General features: G+C 61.1%; 26 protein-coding genes. 15 read left to right on the top strand and 11 right to left on the bottom strand.

The genetic code is table 11. From position 1 onward, the window contains the following. Positions 1 to 240: a hypothetical protein gene (locus FDP25_RS12450; protein ID WP_154152179.1), complete on the bottom strand. Its 240-nt coding sequence runs from the start codon at positions 238 to 240 to the stop codon at positions 1 to 3. A 116-nt stretch (positions 241 to 356) separates the two neighbouring features. Here FDP25_RS12450 and FDP25_RS12455 point away from each other — a divergent pair, with 116 nt between their 5' ends. From FDP25_RS12455 to FDP25_RS12475, 5 genes are all read left to right on the top strand, one after another. Next, complete coding sequence (locus tag FDP25_RS12455) at positions 357 to 1,070, top strand: M48 family metallopeptidase (RefSeq protein ID WP_154152181.1); 714 nt, start codon at positions 357 to 359, stop codon at positions 1,068 to 1,070. A gap of 3 nt (positions 1,071 to 1,073) precedes the next feature. Further along, the gene (locus FDP25_RS12460) at positions 1,074 to 1,430 is read left to right on the top strand and encodes a YigZ family protein (protein WP_154152184.1); all 357 of its coding nucleotides are present in this window, start codon (positions 1,074 to 1,076) and stop codon (positions 1,428 to 1,430) included. A gap of 81 nt (positions 1,431 to 1,511) precedes the next feature. After that, entirely contained in the window at positions 1,512 to 1,778 is a 267-nt protein-coding gene (locus FDP25_RS12465; protein ID WP_154152186.1) for a DUF6455 family protein, read from the top strand. Then, complete coding sequence (locus FDP25_RS12470) at positions 1,771 to 2,052, top strand: DUF6455 family protein (protein ID WP_154152188.1); 282 nt, start codon at positions 1,771 to 1,773, stop codon at positions 2,050 to 2,052. Before FDP25_RS12465 ends, FDP25_RS12470 begins: the two co-directional genes overlap by 8 nt. After that, positions 2,049 to 2,339, top strand: a complete 291-nt coding sequence (locus FDP25_RS12475) for a DUF6455 family protein (RefSeq protein WP_154152190.1) — start codon at positions 2,049 to 2,051, stop codon at positions 2,337 to 2,339. Before FDP25_RS12470 ends, FDP25_RS12475 begins: the two co-directional genes overlap by 4 nt. A gap of 97 nt (positions 2,340 to 2,436) precedes the next feature. Here FDP25_RS12475 and FDP25_RS12480 read toward each other — a convergent pair whose 3' ends face one another. From FDP25_RS12480 to rimO, 4 genes are all read right to left on the bottom strand, one after another. After that, a complete protein-coding gene (locus FDP25_RS12480) occupies positions 2,437 to 2,832 on the bottom strand; it encodes a DUF7282 domain-containing protein (protein WP_246175832.1) in 396 nt (131 codons plus the stop codon). A 108-nt stretch (positions 2,833 to 2,940) separates the two neighbouring features. Further along, the gene (locus tag FDP25_RS12485) at positions 2,941 to 3,318 is read right to left on the bottom strand and encodes a thiol-disulfide oxidoreductase DCC family protein (protein ID WP_154152194.1); all 378 of its coding nucleotides are present in this window, start codon (positions 3,316 to 3,318) and stop codon (positions 2,941 to 2,943) included. 270 nt (positions 3,319 to 3,588) lie between these two features. Continuing rightward, a complete protein-coding gene (cutA, locus tag FDP25_RS12490) occupies positions 3,589 to 3,900 on the bottom strand; it encodes a divalent-cation tolerance protein CutA (protein WP_154152196.1) in 312 nt (103 codons plus the stop codon). A gap of 61 nt (positions 3,901 to 3,961) precedes the next feature. Next, positions 3,962 to 5,335, bottom strand: a complete 1,374-nt coding sequence (rimO, locus tag FDP25_RS12495) for a 30S ribosomal protein S12 methylthiotransferase RimO (protein WP_154152198.1) — start codon at positions 5,333 to 5,335, stop codon at positions 3,962 to 3,964. 102 nt (positions 5,336 to 5,437) lie between these two features. Between rimO and FDP25_RS12500 the strand changes: the two genes are divergently transcribed. After that, entirely contained in the window at positions 5,438 to 7,435 is a 1,998-nt protein-coding gene (locus FDP25_RS12500; protein WP_154152200.1) for an AsmA family protein, read from the top strand. Positions 7,436 to 7,491: 56 nt separating this feature from the next. Here the strand turns inward: FDP25_RS12500 and FDP25_RS12505 are convergent, their stop codons facing one another. Continuing rightward, on the bottom strand, positions 7,492 to 8,085 hold the full coding sequence (locus tag FDP25_RS12505) for a GcrA family cell cycle regulator (protein WP_154152202.1): 594 nt from the start codon (positions 8,083 to 8,085) through the stop codon (positions 7,492 to 7,494). A 125-nt stretch (positions 8,086 to 8,210) separates the two neighbouring features. Between FDP25_RS12505 and FDP25_RS12510 the strand changes: the two genes are divergently transcribed. Continuing rightward, positions 8,211 to 9,014: an ABC transporter permease gene (locus FDP25_RS12510; RefSeq protein ID WP_154152204.1), complete on the top strand. Its 804-nt coding sequence runs from the start codon at positions 8,211 to 8,213 to the stop codon at positions 9,012 to 9,014. A 266-nt stretch (positions 9,015 to 9,280) separates the two neighbouring features. Here the strand turns inward: FDP25_RS12510 and FDP25_RS12515 are convergent, their stop codons facing one another. Continuing rightward, positions 9,281 to 9,625 carry a hypothetical protein gene (locus FDP25_RS12515; RefSeq protein WP_246175833.1) on the bottom strand — a complete coding sequence of 115 codons (345 nt, stop codon included), beginning with the start codon at positions 9,623 to 9,625 and terminating at the stop codon, positions 9,281 to 9,283. Positions 9,626 to 9,787: 162 nt separating this feature from the next. On the opposite strand from FDP25_RS12515, the gene FDP25_RS12520 reads away from it, so the two are divergent. Both FDP25_RS12520 and FDP25_RS12525 read left to right on the top strand, forming a co-directional pair. Further along, positions 9,788 to 10,615, top strand: a complete 828-nt coding sequence (locus FDP25_RS12520; protein ID WP_154152205.1) for an SDH family Clp fold serine proteinase — start codon at positions 9,788 to 9,790, stop codon at positions 10,613 to 10,615. A gap of 77 nt (positions 10,616 to 10,692) precedes the next feature. Beyond that, positions 10,693 to 11,046, top strand: coding sequence for a hypothetical protein (locus tag FDP25_RS12525; RefSeq protein WP_154152206.1), 354 nt, complete (start codon positions 10,693 to 10,695; stop codon positions 11,044 to 11,046). 4 nt (positions 11,047 to 11,050) lie between these two features. Here the strand turns inward: FDP25_RS12525 and FDP25_RS12530 are convergent, their stop codons facing one another. Next, positions 11,051 to 11,326, bottom strand: a complete 276-nt coding sequence (locus tag FDP25_RS12530; protein WP_154152207.1) for a hypothetical protein — start codon at positions 11,324 to 11,326, stop codon at positions 11,051 to 11,053. Between the two features lie 103 nt (positions 11,327 to 11,429). On the opposite strand from FDP25_RS12530, the gene FDP25_RS12535 reads away from it, so the two are divergent. Both FDP25_RS12535 and FDP25_RS12540 read left to right on the top strand, forming a co-directional pair. Further along, positions 11,430 to 11,612 (top strand): hypothetical protein, encoded by a 183-nt coding sequence (locus FDP25_RS12535; protein WP_154152208.1) that lies wholly within the window; start codon positions 11,430 to 11,432, stop codon positions 11,610 to 11,612. Between the two features lie 72 nt (positions 11,613 to 11,684). Beyond that, complete coding sequence (locus FDP25_RS12540) at positions 11,685 to 11,867, top strand: CTP synthetase (protein WP_154152209.1); 183 nt, start codon at positions 11,685 to 11,687, stop codon at positions 11,865 to 11,867. Between the two features lie 90 nt (positions 11,868 to 11,957). Here the strand turns inward: FDP25_RS12540 and FDP25_RS12545 are convergent, their stop codons facing one another. After that, the gene (locus FDP25_RS12545; RefSeq protein WP_154152210.1) at positions 11,958 to 12,713 is read right to left on the bottom strand and encodes an alpha/beta fold hydrolase; all 756 of its coding nucleotides are present in this window, start codon (positions 12,711 to 12,713) and stop codon (positions 11,958 to 11,960) included. Positions 12,714 to 12,802: 89 nt separating this feature from the next. Here FDP25_RS12545 and FDP25_RS12550 point away from each other — a divergent pair, with 89 nt between their 5' ends. Further along, a complete protein-coding gene (locus tag FDP25_RS12550) occupies positions 12,803 to 13,177 on the top strand; it encodes a hypothetical protein (RefSeq protein ID WP_154152211.1) in 375 nt (124 codons plus the stop codon). 109 nt (positions 13,178 to 13,286) lie between these two features. Here the strand turns inward: FDP25_RS12550 and glyA are convergent, their stop codons facing one another. Further along, positions 13,287 to 14,594, bottom strand: a complete 1,308-nt coding sequence (gene glyA / locus FDP25_RS12555) for a serine hydroxymethyltransferase (protein WP_154152212.1) — start codon at positions 14,592 to 14,594, stop codon at positions 13,287 to 13,289. A 175-nt stretch (positions 14,595 to 14,769) separates the two neighbouring features. Here glyA and FDP25_RS12560 point away from each other — a divergent pair, with 175 nt between their 5' ends. Genes FDP25_RS12560 through FDP25_RS12570 form a run of 3 tightly spaced genes read left to right on the top strand, consistent with a single transcriptional unit; the run spans position 14,770 to position 17,008 of the window. Then, positions 14,770 to 15,531 carry an NAD kinase gene (locus FDP25_RS12560; RefSeq protein ID WP_154152214.1) on the top strand — a complete coding sequence of 254 codons (762 nt, stop codon included), beginning with the start codon at positions 14,770 to 14,772 and terminating at the stop codon, positions 15,529 to 15,531. A gap of 56 nt (positions 15,532 to 15,587) precedes the next feature. Beyond that, positions 15,588 to 16,265, top strand: coding sequence for a DUF4396 domain-containing protein (locus FDP25_RS12565; protein WP_154152216.1), 678 nt, complete (start codon positions 15,588 to 15,590; stop codon positions 16,263 to 16,265). A 35-nt stretch (positions 16,266 to 16,300) separates the two neighbouring features. Further along, the gene (locus tag FDP25_RS12570; RefSeq protein ID WP_154152218.1) at positions 16,301 to 17,008 is read left to right on the top strand and encodes a type 1 glutamine amidotransferase domain-containing protein; all 708 of its coding nucleotides are present in this window, start codon (positions 16,301 to 16,303) and stop codon (positions 17,006 to 17,008) included. Positions 17,009 to 17,049: 41 nt separating this feature from the next. On the opposite strand, the gene prpE is transcribed toward FDP25_RS12570, so the two are convergent. Next, positions 17,050 to 18,939 (bottom strand): propionate-CoA ligase PrpE, encoded by a 1,890-nt coding sequence (prpE, locus tag FDP25_RS12575; protein WP_154152220.1) that lies wholly within the window; start codon positions 18,937 to 18,939, stop codon positions 17,050 to 17,052. Positions 18,940 to 19,118: the final 179 nt, after the last annotated feature.

A 19,118-nucleotide genomic window follows, 5' to 3' on the forward strand; every position in this document is an offset into this window, starting at 1 on the left:
CTATTTGGCCTTGGGCGGCAGGGTATACACCCCCTCGGGCAGGTTCAGAGCCGCCGCAAGGTCCCGCAACTGCGCCATCGACAGGGTGACTTTCTGCATGCTGTCCGTGCGCGCGTCGTATTGTTCGACCGTCACACATTCCTCGAAGGCATTGACGATCACATCCTCCTGCAAGGGCGCCTCGCCATCATCGACCAGCGTCACCACCGTCGCGTCGAATTCATGTTCAATTGAAAACATGAGCTCAGCCTACCGCCTCGGCGGGCCTTTGCAAGCCCCTCTTGGTTTTGCGCAAGGGGCTGGCATGACCCGGAAAGCCTGTTAAATAAGACGGGATATTAAACCAGAGGATGACCATGCGCTGGATCGCTCTTATCGGCCTCGCGGCCCTTGCCGGTTGCGTTTCGACCGTCGAACCACAACAACCCGCCGAACAGCCCCGCAAGGTGCAGGACCAGAAAAAGCCCCAGCCGCCCACCCGCGCCGAGGTGCAGCGGTTTTCGAACGTGGTGAAAACCGTTGAACCCGTGGCCGAGCGCGAATGCCGCGCCCGGACCGGGGCCGGCACCAATTGCGACTTCCGCATCGTGGTGGACGACCGCCCGAACCAGCCGGTCAATGCCTACCAGACGATCGATAAATCCGGCCGCCCGATCATCGCCTTTACCCTCGCGATGATCTCCGAGGTGCGCAATACCGATGAACTGGCCTTCGTCATGAGCCACGAGGCCGCCCACCACATCAAAGGCCACATTCCCCGCCAGCAACAAAATGCCATGGCGGGGGCCGTGCTTCTGGGGGGGCTGGCCGCCCTGACCGGGGCCGGAAGCGATGGCGTGCGCGTGGCGACCGACCTTGGCGCCTCCGTCGGCGCACGCAGCTATTCCAAGGATTTCGAACTTGAGGCCGATAGCCTTGGCACCGTGATCACCCGCAAGGCGGGCTACAATCCGATACGCGGCGCGGAATTCTTTACCCAGATTCCCGATCCCGGCGACCGTTTCCTTGGCACCCACCCGCCCAACGCCAAGCGGATCGAAACCGTCCGCCGCGTGGACGCGCAACTCTGATCCATGCGCCAGCTTACCGGAGTCATCAGCGACCGGGGCTCGAAATACGCGGTCTCGGGTGGCCCCGCGCGGGATCGCGCGGGGGTGGATGCCTTTCTCAAGGATCTGAAGAAAGACAAGAAATTCGCCAAGGCCACCCATAATACATGGGCCATGCTTATGGCCGATGGCACGCCCCTGAAAGGCGACGATGGCGAATCCGGGGCGGGTATGGTGATCGTCCGGATGCTGGAACGCGCAGGGCTCACCGATCACGTGATCGTCGTGACACGCTGGTACGGGGGCAAGCATCTGGGCGGGGATCGCTTCCGCCATGTGCAAGACTGCGTGACGGCCTATCTCGACGACCTCAAGGCTTGATGCACATCAAGGTTGAATGGCCCTCCATCCTATAGCGTCCCTGCGTGCCCGACCGACGGGCAACAGCAGGAAGGCTTTGCCATGACCAGCACTCCGAATTTCAAGAAACACGCCGCCCTTGTGGACCGGATGGCCAGTACCCTTGGTATCGACCTCGAACAAAAGGCCATGGAGGGCCAGATCGATTTCGAACAGATCAGCGACGCCGTGATGGCCTGTACCGGCTGCTCCAACCCCGAGGAATGCACCCATTGGCTCGATGCGCAGGAGGGGAAGGCCGGGACGACACCGGACATCTGCCGCAACGCCAAAATCTTTGCCCGCTTGAAGGCCGGAAAACATGCCTGACGTCACACCCTTGGGCCACCCACGTCATCACTATTGGCTGGTGCAGGGGATGGCTCGCGCTACTGGCCTCGACCTGCCCGGCGCAGTACGTGAGGGGCGGCTGGGCCTGCACGATTGGGCCGATATCGTGCATCATTGCCGGTCCTGCGCCGGGGCTGGATGGTGCGATCAATGGCTTGCGGGCGATCCGCATGTCACCTCGCCGCCGCGCACCTGCCGCAACCGGGCCGCCCTTGCCGCGCTGAAAATCGAACAGGAGCTCGCAAAGGCATGACCGTTCAAATTTCCTATCTCGGCGATCCGAACCTGCATTTCTGGCTGACCCGCTCGGTGGCCCGCACCGTACGCGTCAATCTGTCCGATGCGCTGGCCGTGGGGAGGCTGACGCCGCGGGATTATGCCGACATGGTCACCAATTGCCGCCGTTGCCCACACGTCGAAACATGCACGGCATGGCTTGCCGAAAATGCCGCCGGTGCACAGGAAGTCCCGGCTCATTGCGCCAATGCCGACCTTCTGAATGCCTTGGTCGAAGAACTGGGGGCGACAAGCCTGCACTGAGGGCGAGACACTTTACGTTATATACCGCACGGTAAGCGCACCGCCCCTCCGGCACGTTGCGGAGGGGCGGTACATCGTCGGCGCGTCGAAGCGCGCATTACTTCGCGGTGATCACTTTCATCACAAGGTCACCATCCACGCGGATCGGGCCATCCTCCTTGGCGCCCAAGGTATATTCGAAAATGCCGGTGGCATTGCCACCATCTTCGGCATGCACCATCAGCATCAGCATATCACCGGCGGCCACATCCTCGGTCAGAATGGCGGCGACATCGGTGGTTTCACCCTTTCGAATGGGCGCATGACCCACAACCGGACCGGGGGCCATGTCGGCATCCGTGCGGTGCACGACCAGCCAGCCATTCTTGTCGGCGACGATCTTTTCGGCGCTGACAACGCCGCTCTCAACAGATTGATCCGAGGCCATCACCATCGGCATGGCGTGGTCATCGGCAAAAGCGGTCGTTGCCGCCAGTGCGAAAAGTGCTGTCATGCATGTACGTTTCATATCAAAATCCTTTCTGCATTGCGTGTCTCAATAGACACGCGGGGACCGTTGAAAAGTTTCAAAATATCTGAATTTTTCGGGTGGGCGCGCCGATCAACCCGCGCCGCGCGCGTCCCGCCGTTTGTGCCACGCATAAAGAACCGGCGCGAGGGCGTCGTCATAGATCACGCCCGTCACCTGCCGCACCACCGGCAGCCCCACGACCCACGCCAGCCAGCGATAACGCGGCATCTCGCGCCACAGCACAAGGAAGGCCGGAATGCCCGCGTAAATCTTGCCACCCTGCATCACATGCAACCGCTTGGCGGCCTCGTCGCGGCTGACGCCCCACCGCGCCAGATCGCAATCGCTCAGGTCATCATAAACCAAGGGAAGGGCGCGCGCTTGGCTGTACTTGGCATAGTGATCGATCTCCACGCTGCACACCGGGCAATCGCCATTGTATAAAATGCGGGTGTCATCCTTGGGCATGAAGCACTCCTTTTCTTTCCAGAAACCTAGGGTCAGCCACCTCGCGGACAAAGCCCGCGACGCGCCGTAGGGGGCACATTCACTGCGCACCGCCGCGCCGGGCGAAACCGTACGAAACTCGCGTACGAAACGTACGAAACGCACCGCGCGCTTTGTTAATTTCCGGTGCTACAGACAAAAATACCGACGTGATCCCGACGTTTTGCCGATGCGTTACAGCCTGCGGTTTGGCCTGTTAACCAAGGGGTTTCGGGCGATTCGGCGGAAAGGTTAATCTCCGCCGGTCTCCTCCCGCAGCCAGGCTTCGGCATCCGCCGTGCTGGCCACCTCTTCCCAAGTGATCACCGGCAGGTCATAGGGGTGCTTTTTCGTCAGCATCTCGATGACCTCCGCCCGGTGCGCCTCCCGCGTCTTGAGGGTCAGGGAAACCTCTTCCTCCTCATCGACATGCCCTTGCCAGTGAAAGACGCTCCGCACCCCCGGTATGATATTCCCACAGGCCGCAAGCCGCGCCTTCACAACCGCGCTGGCCAAGGTCCGGGCCGTCTCCAGATCGGGGCATGTGGTGGTGACATGGATCATGAGGGGCCTCCGGTCTTTGTTCAAAACCAGATCAACACGCCTTGGCCCTCTCTGGCAAGCCTTAGCCGGGCAAACGCCCCCAAAGGTCGTACTCGCCCGCTTCGTCCACCTCGACGCTCACGATATCGCCCACGCTAAGGCTTTGAGTTCCCTCATCAATAAACAGGCACCCGTCAATCTCGGGCGCGTCGGCCTTGGTGCGGCAGGTGGCGATGCCATCCTCGTCGATGTCATCGACGATCACTTCTTGCACCGTTCCAACCTTGGCCGCCAGCTTCTCCTCGGAAATCGCCTGCGCCTTTTCCATAAAGCGCTCCCAGCGGTCCTGCTTGACCTCCTCGGGCACATGATCGGGCAGGGCATTCGACCGCGCCCCATCGACGTTCTCGTATTTGAAACAGCCCACCCGATCCAACCGCGCCTCGTCCAGCCAATCCAGCAGGGTCTGGAATTCTTCTTCCGTTTCACCGGGATAGCCCACGATGAACGTGGATCGCAGGGCAATATCCGGGCAGTCCCGCCGCCACGCGGCAATCTCGTCCAGCGTCTTGGCTGCCGCCGCAGGTCGTGCCATCCGCCGCAACGTATCGGGATGCGCGTGCTGAAACGGAATATCCAAGTAAGGCAGGACCAAGCCTTCCGCCATCAGCGGGATCAACTGCCGCACATGCGGGTAGGGATAGACATAATGCAACCGCACCCAAGCCCCCAAACTGCCCAAATCCCGTGCCAAATCAGTGATATGCGCACGATGTCCGCGCTCCTCGGCATGCTTGATATCCACACCATAGGCACTGGTATCCTGGCTGATGACCAGCAGTTCCCGCACGCCGCTTTCAACCAGTTTCTCGGCCTCACGCACCACCGCATGGGCCGGGCGGCTGGCCAGACGCCCCCGCATATCGGGGATGATGCAGAACTTGCACTTGTGGTTACAGCCTTCGGAAATCTTCAGGTAACTGAAGTGCCTCGGCGTCAGCTTCACACCGCTACCGGGTAGCAAATCCACGAAGGGATCCGGCGCAGGCGGCACCGCACCATGCACCGCGTCCAGAACCTGCTCGTATTGATGCGGGCCAGTGACGGCCAGAACCTTGGGATGCGCCCCGGTGATATACTCGGGCTCGGCCCCAAGGCACCCGGTGACGATCACCTTGCCATTGGCATCGATCGCTTCGCCTATCGCCTCCAGCGACTCCGCCTTGGCGCTGTCCAGGAACCCGCAGGTGTTCACGATCACCGCATCGGCGCCTGAATAATCCGGGCTGATGCCATAGCCTTCGGCGCGCAGCCGGGTCAAAATCCGCTCACTGTCGACCAAAGCTTTGGGACAGCCAAGGCTGACCATGCCGATGGTGGGTTGGCCCTTGCGCGGGGCCTCGGTCACGCGGGCGCGGGCCAGATCGGGCCGCAGATCGGGGGGATTGGTGCTCATGCAGGCGCATATAGACATTTGGCCGCCCCTCGGGAAGGGAAAACAGGTTGTTGCATGGCCCGCGCCCGCCTACATCTAAACAAAGCCAAGAAGGGGGTTGCCATGCGGTTGTTGTTGCGTCTTGTGGGTTTGGTCGTCGTGCTGGCCCTCGTTCTCGTAGTCTCGTTGGTGATGCTGCCGGGCGACCGGATCGCGCGCATCGCCGCCGATCAGATTTCATCGCTCACGGGCCGCAAGGTCACCATGGAAGGCGATACCAAGGTCAGCTTCTACCCCGTCCTCGGTATCTCGACCGGGCAGGTCACCGTCGCCAATGCCCCTTGGTCCGAGGCCGGGCCGATGTTCACCGCCCAAAGCCTCAAGATCGGGGTGGAACCGCAGGCGCTTTTCGGCGGCGACATCCGTATTACGGGGCTTGAGGCCGTGGGCCCCAAGATCCTGCTGGAGCGCGCCGCGAATGACGCGGTGAACTGGCAAATAGGGGTCGAAGGTGTGGCCCCCTCCGGTCAGGGCGAAGGCGAGGCCGCCCCCGCCACCTCCAACCCGCTGGCCCTGACACTGGACCGCGCCCTGATCACCGATGCCGACCTGACCTATGTCGATCACGGTACGGGCGAACGGATCGCCATGCCCGGCATGGATTTCGACCTGCGCTGGCCCGAATACGAGGGCACCGCGACATTCGACGCCACCCTGCGCCCCGCCGGAGAGGCCCTGCAAATCTCGGGTCACCTCGACAAGGTCGGCAATTTCATTGCCGGGGGTGTCTCGGCATTGGAGGCGACCGTGACCGCCCCGGGCGGGCGCGTGACATTCTCGGGCCGTGCAGGCGTACAGCCGCAGGTCGCGGGTAAGGTCAGCGCCGATCTGGATAGCACCGCGCGCTTCATGTCTTCGCTGGGACTGGCTGCGCCGGACATTCCCAAGGGGCTCGGTCGCACCTTGGGGGCTGAAACCGATATGACTTTCACCCCGGACATGCGCCTGTCGCTGCGCAAAACCGCGCTGACACTCGATAACAACCGCCTTACGGGGGCGGCCGATGTCATGCTGGGTGGCGCCAAACCCCGCTTCAATGCACAACTCAACGCGGGCGCGCTCGATCTGCGCGGGCTGTCCGCCGACGACGGGGCGGCAGGCACCTCAGGCGGTGGAGGTGGCGGCGGGGCCTCCTCCGGCTGGCCCAAGACGCCCATCGACGCCGGTGCATTGGCCATGGCCGACGGTGAAATCGCGCTTGTTGCAGACAGTGTCGATCTGGGCGATTTCAAGCTGGGCAAGACACGCACACTCATGACGCTCGACCGCGCCCGCATGGTGTTCGAGTTGCGCGAGTTGCAGGCCTACGACGGCACCATCACCGGCCAGTTCGTGATGAATAACCGCTCGGGCCTCTCGGTGGGCGGCGACATGGCCGCACGCGGCATCAACCTCGAAACCTTCCTGTCCGACGCCATCGACGTCTCGCGCTTTGCCGCCAAGGCCGATGGCGATCTGAACTTCCTCGGCGTCGGCAATTCGCTGCACGCCATCATGAACAGCCTCTCGGGCGATGGGGCCATCAAAACCGGGCGCGGCGTGATCTCGGGCATCGACCTTGACCGCCTGATGCGCTCGGGCGATGGCACCGGCGGGACCACGGTTTTCGACAGCCTCGGGGCGACCTTCACCATGAAAAACGGCAACCTGCGCAATGATGACCTGCTGATGACCCTGCCTCTGGCCAAGGCCGAGGGTGAAGGCCGCATCGGCCTTGGCGCGCAGGACATCGATTACCTGATTACGCCGGTGCTTCTGGAAGGCGAAAACCGCCGCGGCCTTGCCATCCCCGTCCGCATTCGCGGCCCATGGGCCAACCCGCGCATCACGCCCGACTTGGAAAAGGCCATCGATCTCAACCTCAAGGAAGAGAAAGAAAAGCTGGAACAGCGCGTGCGCGAAGAACGCAAGGAATTGGAGGCCAAGGCCGAAGAGGAAGTGAACCGCACGCTGGAAAAGGAACTGGGCGTGACCCGCGAAGAGGGCCAGTCCGTTGAAGACGCGGTTAAGGACCGGGCCGAGGAAAAGCTCAAGAAAGAGCTCTTCAAACTCTTCGACTGAGGCCACGAAAAAAGGGGCCGTCCGGCCCCTTTCCCACAAGGCTTTGATGCACGGTTTTACCGCTTGCGGTCGCGCCGGTTGCTCATCGGCTGGAAGGCCACGCCGACATGCGCTTCGCAATAGGGCTTGCCCGATTGTACGGGCAACCCGCAAAACCAGAAGTCCTCGGTCGCCGGGTCACCCACGGGCCATTTGCAGGTTCGTTCGGTCAGCTCCATGAGGCTCAGCTTCTTGGCCTTCTTCTCGATCTCGCTCACCTTGGCCAGGGCCTCGGGATCGATCTCGTTGGCCGAGGGCTGAGGCGGCAGGGGCTGACCTGCCGGAATGATCTGCTTGGCGCGACTCACGGGGGCCGCCGCCGCAGGCTTGTCCTCTTCGGCGGGCTTGGGGGCCTCGGCCTTGGGCGCGGCCGCCGGTTTTGCCGCGGCCTTGGGCTTGGGTTTGGCCGCGGGTTTCGCCGCCGGCTTGGCCTTGGTGCTTTCCGCGGCCGCCCCGCCCGAGCCGTTACGGTTCGACAGCCCGAGACGGTGGACCTTGCCGATCACCGCGTTGCGCGTCACGCCGCCCAGTTCCTTGGCAATCTGGCTGGCGGACTGACCCTCCCCCCACATTTTCTTCAGCAGTTCAACGCGTTCATCGCTCCAGGACATGGCCCGTTTCCTTATCTCAAAAGGCGGCCCCCTCAGGCGCCGCCCCGCAAAATTCATATGACGCCCTATTCTAATCACTCATGGGTAAGTTACAAGGCATCGAATCGGATGTGAAAGGACAGAGCATGAGCGAAACGACCGATATGGGCACACGCCGCTTCGGACGGGTAAACTGGCTTGGCCTCTACACGCTGGCCGGCCGTGAAGTGCAGCGTTTTCTTGCCGTCTGGACACAAACCCTGCTGGCCCCCCTCGTCACCGCCGGGCTTTTCATGCTGATCTTCTCGATCGCCATCGGCCCGCGCCGGGGCGATGTGATGGGCGTCAGTTTCACCACCTTCATCGCGCCGGGTATCCTGATGATGACGGTGATCCAGAATTCCTTTGCCAATACCTCCTCGTCCATCGTGATCTCCAAGGTACAGGGCAATATCGTCGACACCCTCATGCCGCCCCTCAGCGCGGCCGAGATGGTTCTGGGCTACCTTGCCGGCGGTATCGGCCGGGGCCTTTTCGTGGCCGTGGCCATCGCGATCGGGTTCTGGGCCGTGCTGGGCATCACCCCGGCGCACCCGCTTCTGGCGCTGGCCTTCATCACGCTGGGGGCCGCCTTCCTCGGGGGGCTCGGGATCGTCGCGGGGATTTTCGCCAACAAGTTCGACCAGATGGCGGCGATCACCAATTTCATCGTCACGCCGCTGGCGTTCCTGTCGGGGACTTTCTACTCGGTCGAGGCGCTGCCGCCCGTGCTCAACGAGATCACCCACTTCAACCCGATCTTCTACCTGATCGACGGGGCACGCTATGGCCTGATCGGGGTCTCGGACAGCGCCCCCATGCTTGGCCTCATCGTGGGAACCCTCTCGACACTCGTCATTTCATCCATCGCCTGGGCCATGCTCGCCCGGGGCTATCGCCTCAAGGCGTGACCAAAAGGCGCGCGCTGTCGCGCGCACAGGTTATCTCGCCCCTTGTGGGGCTCGGCGCCCGGGGGAGGCGTGACGCGCCGGGGTCAACCGTTTATATGGGGTTGCCTGTCGGATGCCTCCGGCGGGAGTATTTTGGGAAAGATGAAGGCGGTCTTTTTCCCGTGCTTTTTATTGGAGAAATACCCCGGTAAGATTGGATCGGATTGCGTTCACTCGGAAGGGGGGATTGAGGCCCAAACGGAGCCATGCAATTCGAAAACAGCGCGTTAACCGCACAATTGACGGGCGCGTTCGCCATAGTCGCTGTAGGCTTTCCAGAAGCGTTCATTGCCGCCGCGGTCCGATTGGCGAATTTCCTGGGCCGAATGTGGGTCTCGGTAGAACGTCACAGCCCGGCGTTGCTGACTACCGGTCAGCGTTTGGTCCGCCGCCGCTTGAATACATCCGCACAATTGTCGGGACCGCGCCTTGCGATCCGAGGCCATGCAGGCCTTCGAGATCGGGCCAAAGGCCATGGGCGTACCGCGGGGCACCTGTCCGCCGCGAAAACGGTCGCCGCCGCCACAGCCCGCCAGAACAAGAACCAGTCCAATAATTAATGCCTGCCGCATGGGCCAAGCCCCCGTTTTGCCTCGTCTCGTGGCGGCCCGGTTGGCCCGGGGTTGATGCCGCCTGTCACTGCTTTGTCAATGTTTGCAGCAAGTCTGGTGATTTTTCAATTCACAAGATGTGCAGAGGCTGCGACAGTTGGGCGACGACAGCGGAGCATGCCCATGGAGTTCAGTTTTTCAAACCTGATTTTTATCGTTCTCGCGGTGATGTTGCTTCAGCCGCTTTTGTCGGGGCGGCTTTTTGCCATCCGCCGCGAACAGGCCATTCGCGCGATCGAGAAAAAACGCCGCAGCCGGGTGATCACCATGATCCACCGGCAGGAAAAGCGGAGCTTTTTCGGCATGAACGTGTCGCGCCAGATCGATCTTGAGGATGCGCAATCCATCATTTCGGCCATCAAGGCGACGCCGGATGATACGCCCATTGATCTGGTGTTGCACACCCCCGGCGGGCTGGTCATCGCCGCCATGCAGATCGCCCGTGCGGTCGAGGCGCATCCCGCCAAGGTCACGGTGTTCGTGCCGATTTATGCCATGTCAGGTGGTACACTGATTGCCTTGGCGGCTGATGAGATCGTCATGGGAGAATTCTCCATGCTGGGGCCGATTGACCCGCAGATCATGGGCATTTCGGCGGCCTCCATCATCGCCGCGCGCGATGCCAAGCCGGTGGAGCATGTCTCGGATGTTGCTCTGGTTCTGGCGGATGTGAGCGAAAAGGCCATCAGTCAGGTCAAGTCTGGCGCGGTCGAGATCATGACCCCGCGCATGGAGCGCGCCAAGGCCGAGACGCTGGCCGAGACGCTGGCTTCGGGGACCTGGACGCATGATTATGCCCTGACGCCTGTCGAGGCCACGGAACTGGGGGTGCCTGTCACCGTGGGCCTGCCAAAAGAGATCCTTGAATTGATGAAGCTTTATCCCGCCCCGGTGCAGCAATCGGCGGTGGAATTTCTGCCGTTTGATCCGCCGGGAAAACGGATGCACTGATCGCCGTATCGGCCGGTGTGCCCTCTGGCTGACCAGAAGGCTGAAATGTGTTATCCTCCTTCTTGGAGGGAAGTGAAATGGATTTTCAGATACGCAACTCGATTTCGATGGCCCGCCTTGGACATTTCTACGGTGTCATGCAGACTTGCATCTTTGCCTTTGCGGCCATCACCGCGATCATCGTGTTTTCCGGCGGGGCCTATTCGGCACCGCTCGCCATGCTGGTCATCGCCAACACGGCCTATGGCATTCTTGCAGGAAATACAGCGATAAGCGATGTTTCGAACCTGATCAGGGATCTTGATGAAGAATCCGCGAAAACGCATTTCGGCCAGGGTCTTACACGTCGCAACATGCCCATGCTCAGGGTCGCGTCTTCCGGGCTGATCGGGCTGACAGGGTTGGCGGCCTTGGTGGCCATCTTTACGTGAGGCTTCAGCTTGCGCCCCGCGCGGCCTCCGGGTGGGTTTCGAGGAAGTGATGCAACACCCTGTACAGGTCTCGGGCATGGGGCAGGTCATCGCGGTGCAGGGCGTCGCGGATGTCCTCGCAGATCATTTGCTGGACGGTCTGCGGCCCTTTTCGCAGGTGCATGATATAGTCCCCCATGAGCGAGGCATTGAGCTCGGGCAAATGCTCATGCTCGGCCAAGGCTGAAATTTCCTCACGGGTGAGGCATGTCATGTCTTCGATATCATCCAGCGTGATCATCCCCTCATGATAGCACGGGCGAAGGTGCCCTGCCTGACATGGATCAATGCCAAATCTTGCAACCGCACCTAGGTGAGGCAAGACCCACTGGAAAGGTTCGCATATGTCCTGGCTTCTCTTCACCCTGCATCTGTTCATTGGCGCCACCCTGGCCGGGGTGGGGATTGTCGTGGTTCTCGTCGCGGGGCTTACGGGGGCGGCTTGGCTTTGGGCCGCTGTTTTGGCTGGGCTGGTCCTTGCCTTTCCGGTGGCTTGGATCGTGGCGCGCGCCATGCAAGGGGACTGACACAGATCAAGGTCAAATATTCCGAATCTGATATGTACCTTTGCGAACGCGCCTGATTGCATGAGGTTCGAAATGCTTCGTTTGGGTCTGATCCTTTACGTTTTCATTGGCACCACCTTGGCGGGCTCCGCCATGATCGCCGCTCTGGCTGCGGGTTATGACACGACTGTGCCCGTGGTGGCCTCGGCGGCCGCAGGGTTCATCGCGGCGATTCCCGTGGCATGGGCCGTGGCGCGGGCGCTATATTCTGAGTAACGAGTTTCGTACGACTCGTACGCAAGTCGATCATCCCCATATGATTTTAGTACGAAAATCCGGGGTCTTGCGTACGAGTCGTACGATGTTTCAGGTGGTCCAGGTCCGCACAGCAGCCTCGAACTCGCGCGGTTTTTCGGCATGAAGCCAATGACCTGCGCCGGGGATTTTTGCGAATTGCGCCTGCGGGAACAGCGCCTTGATCCCCTCGCGATATTCACGCTTCACATAGTCCGAGTTGGCCCCGGACAAGAAAAGCGTAGGCTTGTCGAACTGTCCTGCCACCTCGGGAAAAGACAGGATTCTCGGCATTTCGCGGGCCAGGACATCCAGGTTCAGGCGCCATTTTTTCTCTTTTACATCAAGGGATTGGGTGAAGAATGTGATCAGGGTGGGGTCGTCCACCACCTGTTTGAGCTGCTCTGCCGCGTCCGAGCGGCGCTCCACCTTGTCCAAATCCACCGCCTTCATCGCCTCGATGAATTGAATTTGCGAGTGGCCATAGGCGACGGGCGCAATATCCGCCACGATCAGGCGGTTGACCAAGTCGGGCCGCGTCAGGGCAAGAACCATCGCCGCCTTGCCGCCCATGGAATGCCCCAGCACATCAAACGGGCCGTCCAAACCCTCCAGAACCTGCGCCAAGTCATCCGCCATGTCAGGATAAGAATGCGTGTCGTGCCAAGGGCTTAGCCCATGGTTGCGCATATCCACCGCCACCACCTGTCGGCTATCCGACAGCCGTTTGGCGATCACGCCCCAATTGCGGGCCGAGCCATAAAGCCCGTGCACGATCAACAGCCCCGGATGGTCGGTGCGCTTGCCATGTTCAATCATGTTCAACATGGGGCAGACATACCTGCCCATGATCCCTGCCGCCACCCCTATTGAGGGCCTTGACCGCACAGGTTAATCTGCGCGCCGGAGGCAAACGCATGATCGACCCCAAGCCGTTTCAGGACAAGACCGAGGAGCTTGCTCATCTGCTGCAAGATCGTCTCGGTATCCGTGGCAAGACCTTCTCGATCAGGCTGCGTCGCGCCGGTCGGCTCTTGCCGCGTTTTCTCCGCCGCGCAGGGGAAGAGGTCGCGCAGGCCGAGACCATGATGATCCATCCACGCCTTGCCGTACATGTCGATGCGGATCGGTTCAATCGTGCCGCTGGTATCCTTGGGGATCATTTGAAAGAGATTGACCCGAAAGAGCGGCGCAAGACCCGCATCTTGCATCTTCTGGCCTCGATCGTTTTCAACCTCGCCCTTCTGGGCATCGCGGTTTATGCGATCCTCTGGGTCGTGGGGCGTGTCTGAGGGGCCGACCGCGGCGCATCCCTTAACAAACCGAAACGCAACCGAAGTCCAGACATGAAAAACCCCGCGCAGCGAAACCGCGCGGGGCCGTCATCAGATACCTACCCGATTACAGGTTGGGATACATCGGGAAGCGGGCACAAAGCGCTTCGACCTCGGCTTTCACCTTGGCCTCGACCTCGCCATTGCCCTCCTCGCCATTGGTGGCCAGACCATCGACAACCTCGACGATCCAATCGGCGATCTGGCGGAACTCGGCCTCGCCAAAGCCACGGGTCGTGCCCGCTGGCGACCCCAAGCGAATACCGCTGGTCACGGTGGGCTTTTCGGGGTCGAACGGCACGCCGTTCTTGTTGCAGGTGATATGCGCCCGGCCAAGGGCCTTCTCGGTGGCATTCCCTTTCACGCCCTTGGGCCGCAGGTCCACCAGTAGAACGTGGGTGTCGGTGCCGTGGGTCACGGTATCCAAGCCGCCCTTGATCAACTGGTCGCTCATCGCTTGCGCGTTGGTGATAACCTGTTGAATGTACTGCTTGAATTCGGGGCGCAGCGCCTCGCCAAAGGCCACGGCCTTGGCCGCGATCACATGCATCAGGGGGCCGCCCTGAATGCCCGGGAAGATGGCCGAGTTGACCTTCTTGGCAATCGCCTCGTCATTGGTCAGGATCATGCCGCCGCGCGGGCCGCGCAGGGTCTTGTGCGTGGTCGTGGTCGCCACATGGGCATGCGGGAAGGGCGAGGGGTGCTCGCCTGCCGCGACGAGGCCGGCAAAGTGCGCCATGTCCACGTGCAGGTAGGCGCCTACCATATCGGCAATCTCGCGCATGCGGGCAAAGTCGATCTGGCGCGGAATGGCGCTGCCGCCCGCGATGATCAGCTTGGGCTGATGCTCTTTCGCCAGCGATTCGATCTGGTCGTAGTCGATCAGGTTGTCTTCCTTGCGCACGCCGTATTGCACGGCGTTGAACCACTTGCCCGATTGGTTGGGCGCGGCACCGTGGGTCAGGTGACCACCGGCATCAAGGCTCATGCCCAGGATCGTGTCACCCGGTTGCAGCAAGGCGGTAAAGACACCCTGGTTAGCCTGAGAACCCGAGTTCGGCTGCACATTGGCAAAGCCGCAATCGAACAGCTTGCAAGCGCGCTTAATGGCAAGGTTCTCAGCAATATCAACAAATTCGCACCCGCCGTAATACCGGCGGCCGGGGTAGCCCTCGGCGTATTTGTTGGTCATCACGCTGCCTTGCGCTTCCATTACGGCGGCGCTGACGATGTTTTCGCTGGCGATCAACTCGATCTCGTCGCGCTGACGGCCCAGTTCCTGGCCAATCGCCTCGGCGATCTCGGGGTCGCGGGACGCGAGGGATTCGGTGAAAAACCCTTCGCTGACAAAGGGTTGGTTTCCGTCATGGGGCATTGGGCCACCTCCATCAAAATCTGCACTTCGCGCGATTTCCTATAGGAAACCCAGCCTTTTTGAAAGGTTGTAAAGCGACAAAAGGCCCGGCGGGACCGGCATTGCTGGTACATGCGGTGGATTTATGTTTCGATCCGACCCACAATACGCCCTTTGGAAACGGACCCGCCCCGCCATGACAGCAAGAATAGCCTTCGTCGCCAGTGATGCCCCCTCGGCCCAAACGGCACGCGGGGCGCTTGTTACACGCTATGGCACTGTCCCCGAGGAGGAGGCCGATGTCATTGTCGCCTTGGGCGGGGATGGTTTCATGCTGCAAACCCTGCACGGATCACAGCACCTTCCGGCCCCTGTCTATGGCATGAACCGTGGCACCGTGGGTTTCCTGATGAACGAATACAGCGAAACCGATCTGCTCGATCGTCTTGCCGCCGCCGAGGAGGCGGTGATCAACCCCTTGAAAATGAAGGCACAAACGGTTGATGGTAAAATGCACGATGCGCTTGCCATCAACGAGGTTTCGCTGCTGCGTGCGGGGCCGCAGGCCGCCAAGCTGAAGATCACCATCGATGGCCACCTGCGGCTTGAGGAACTGGTCTGCGATGGGGCGCTTGTCGCCACGCCTGCTGGATCGACGGCCTATAACTATTCCGCCCACGGCCCGATCCTGCCTATCGGGTCGGATGTTCTGGCGCTCACCGCAGTTGCCGCGTTTCGCCCACGTCGCTGGCGCGGGGCGCTGCTGCCCAAATCGGCGCATGTACGTTTCGACGTGATCAACCCCGATAGACGCCCTGTCATGGCCGATGCCGATAGCATATGGGTGGAAAACGTCCTCTGGGTTGAAATCCAGTCCGAGCCCAGCATCGAACACCGCCTGTTGTTTGATCCCGGCCACGGGCTGGAAGAGCGCCTTTTGCGCGAACAATTCGTCTGATGAAAAATAAGGCCACGGGGGTTTCAGTCCCCTGAACGCCTGCATACCTCTAAAGCATGGCGCAAGACGCAGAGCATATCGTGGCACTGCTGCAAAGCCCTTGGGTCCTATTGGCATGGACGGCGCTATTGCTGCCCTGCCTCGCAATTCTCGTGTTTGACCTACACCGCAACAACAGCCACCTCATGCAACTGATGAAATGGGTCTGGGCGCTGACCGTGGTGTATTCCGGCCCCTTGGGGCTGGCTATCTACTGGTGGTCGGGGCGCAAGGAAATTTCCGCGGATGGCCCGTTCCGCAGGGCCGCGCGCTCGGTCGCGCACTGCTACTCGGGGTGCGGGATGGGCGAAATCATCGGCCTGACCCTTGCAGTGGGCATCCTTGCCCTTGGCGCCACCGGAACGGCGCTACTGACCTTTGCCTTCGCTTATGTCATGGGCTTCGCCCTTACCGTGGGGCCGCTCATGCAAGAAGGTACGGGCCTTGGTGTGGCCATGCGTGACGCGATTTATTCCGAAACGCCCAGCATCGCGGTGATGGAGGTCGTCGCCATCGGGGTCGATCTTACCCTCGCAGGCAATGCTGGACCGGCCCAAGTGCTATTTTGGTCGTCGATGATCGTGTCCCTGACCTGCGGTCTGCTGGCGGCCTATCCGGTGAACCTGGTGTTGATCCGCATGGGCGTCAAAGAAGGGATGATGGACCCGCGCAACACGCGCCACGCTCACGGCTAATCTAATACCCCACTCAAAAGAAAGGAGAGTCTTTCATGGCACGCCTTCTTATGATTCTCACATCCAATGGCACGATGGGGCAGGATGGTGCCCCTACCGGTTTCTACTGGGAAGAAATGGCCGTTCCTTACTGGGCATTTCGCGAAGCGGGTTACACTGTTGATCTGGCCAGCCCGAAAGGCGGTATGCCGCCTGCCGATCCAGCCTCTGACGATGATACAATGGCCCGCCCGCGCGCCGTGCAAAATTTCATGGACGACGAAAAGGCGATGAAGGCCCTCGAAAGCACCATTCCCCTCACGGAAGTAGACGCCAGTAAATACGATGGTATTTTCCTTCCCGGGGGGCATGGCACGATGTGGGATTTCCACCAAACCCCGCAGGTCGCCGCCACCGTGTCAAAAATCCACGAACAAGGCGGCGTTGTCGGTGCGGTCTGTCATGGGCCGGCGGGCCTTCTTGGCACCAAACGCAGCGATGGCACCCCGCTTCTCAAGGGCCGCAAAGTCAACGGCTTCACCAACTCCGAAGAGACCGCCGCTGGCCTTTCAAAGGTGGTGCCATTCCTTCTGGAAGATGAATTGAGGGCTGAAGGCGCTGAATTCGAGCGTAGCGTCGAAGATTTCAGCGGCTTTGCAATCCGCGATGCACGTATCGTCACGGGGCAGAACCCGGATTCTTCAGCTGCCGTGGCCGAACATATGCTCGCCGCCCTCAATGATGCCAGCCGGAAGGCGGCCTAACATATATGCGCGCGCCGGGGCGACCCGACGCGCGCATCGTTTTACTTGGCATAGCCAATGGTTTGCAGCGCGTCCTTGATCTCGTCAAGGATCGCGTGATCGTCGATGGTGGCCGGCATCTTGTACTCGGCCCCATCCGCAATCTTCACCATGATCGCCCGGAGGATCTTGCCCGAGCGTGTCTTTGGCAAACGATCCACCACGACGGCCAGTTTGAAGGCAGCCACCGGGCCGATCTGGTCGCGCACCATCTTCACGCATTCCTGCACGATCTCGGCATGGTCGCGATTGACCCCCTTGGTCAGGCACAGGAAGCCGACCGGCATTTGCCCCTTCAACTGGTCCGACACACCGATCACGGCGCATTCGGCCACATCCGGGTGTGCGGCCAGCACTTCCTCCATGCCGCCGGTCGACAGCCGGTGACCGGCCACGTTGATCACGTCATCGGTCCGGGCCATGATCCACAGGTAGCCGTCTTCGTCCTTCATGCCCGCATCGCCGGTTTCGTAATAACCCGGGAAGGTGTTGAGATAGGATTTGCGGAATCGCTCCTCGGCATTCCATAGCGTTGGCAGGGTGCCCGGGGGCAGGGGCAGTTTAACCGCAATCGCGCCCAATTCACCTGCAGGCATCTCGTGCCCGCCCTCATCCAGAATCTGCACGTCATAGCCCGGCATCGCCACGGTGGGCGACCCGATCTTGACCGGCAGCGCCTCGATCCCCGCAGGGTTGCCCGCGATGGTCCAGCCGGTCTCGGTCTGCCACCAATGGTCATAGACCGGCACGCCCATCACGTCCTGCGCCCATTCGATGGTATCCGGGTCGGCGCGTTCGCCTGCAAGGTACAGCGCCCGCAGGTTCGAGATGTCGTAATTCTTGATCAACTCGCCCTTGGGGTCGTCCCGCTTGATCGCGCGGAAGGCGGTGGGTGCGGTAAAAAAGCTCCGCACGTTATGCTCGGAAATGACGCGCCAGAATGTTCCGGCATCGGGGGTGCCAACGGGCTTGCCCTCGAAGACGATCGTCGTGTTCCCGTGAATGAGCGGCCCATAGCAGATATAGCTGTGCCCAACGACCCAACCCACATCCGACGCGGCCCAGAACACATCGCCCGGATCGACGTTATAGATGTTCTTCATGGTCCAGTTCAGCGCAACCATGTGGCCGGCTGTATGCCGCACAACGCCTTTGGGCGCACCCGTCGTCCCCGAGGTATAAAGGATATAGGCAGGGTGGTTGCCCTCGACCGGGACGCACTCGGCAGGTTCGACACCATACTGGAACCCGTGCCAGTCATAATCCCGGCCTTCTTCCAGGTGGGCCACCTCTTCTTCGCGTTGGAAGATCACGCAGAACTCGGGCTTGTGCTTCGCTTCTTCGATGGCCCCATCCAGAAGCGGCTTGTAATGCACCACGCGGCCCGGCTCGATCCCGCAGGAGGCGGCGATGATGCACTTCGGCGCGCAATCGTCGATCCGTACCGCCAGTTCATGCGCCGCGAAGCCGCCGAACACCACGGAATGCACCGCCCCGATCCGCGCACAGGCCAGCATTGCCTCAAGCGCCTCGGGAACCATCGGCATGTAGATGATGACACGATCGCCCTTTTCCACGCCCTTCGCGCGTAGCGCACCGGCCAGCCGCGCCACGCGCGAACGAAGTTGCGCATAGCTGATCTTGTGCTTGGTGCCGGTCACCGGGCTGTCGTGGATGATCGCCGCCTGCGCGCCGCGCCCGTTTTCCACGTGGCGATCCACGGCGTTCCAGCAGGTGTTTACCATGCCGTCGCTGAACCATTCATAAAGATCATCGCCCAGATCGAACAACGCCTTGCTTGGGGCCTTGTCCCAGTCGATGGCTTGTGCGGCTTCCATCCAGAATCCTTCGGGATTCTGTTTCCAGCTTTCATAGACGTCACTGTATGCCATTGTATTCTCCTCCGGTCCTTTAAAGATGTGTTACGGAGGAGCGGACGTTGCGGCAAGCGGCTTGACAGGTTGCGTGGCAGATTACCGCATAATCTTTGCAGATAAAGGGCTTTTGTGGCTGCAAACTTTTGCAAACCATCCAAAATTCAATGCCGGTACATCAAATTTCACGTAGTTTG

It is taken from the genome of Roseovarius bejariae (genome assembly GCF_009669325.1).
In the GTDB taxonomy this organism is placed as follows: domain Bacteria; phylum Pseudomonadota; class Alphaproteobacteria; order Rhodobacterales; family Rhodobacteraceae; genus Roseovarius; species Roseovarius bejariae.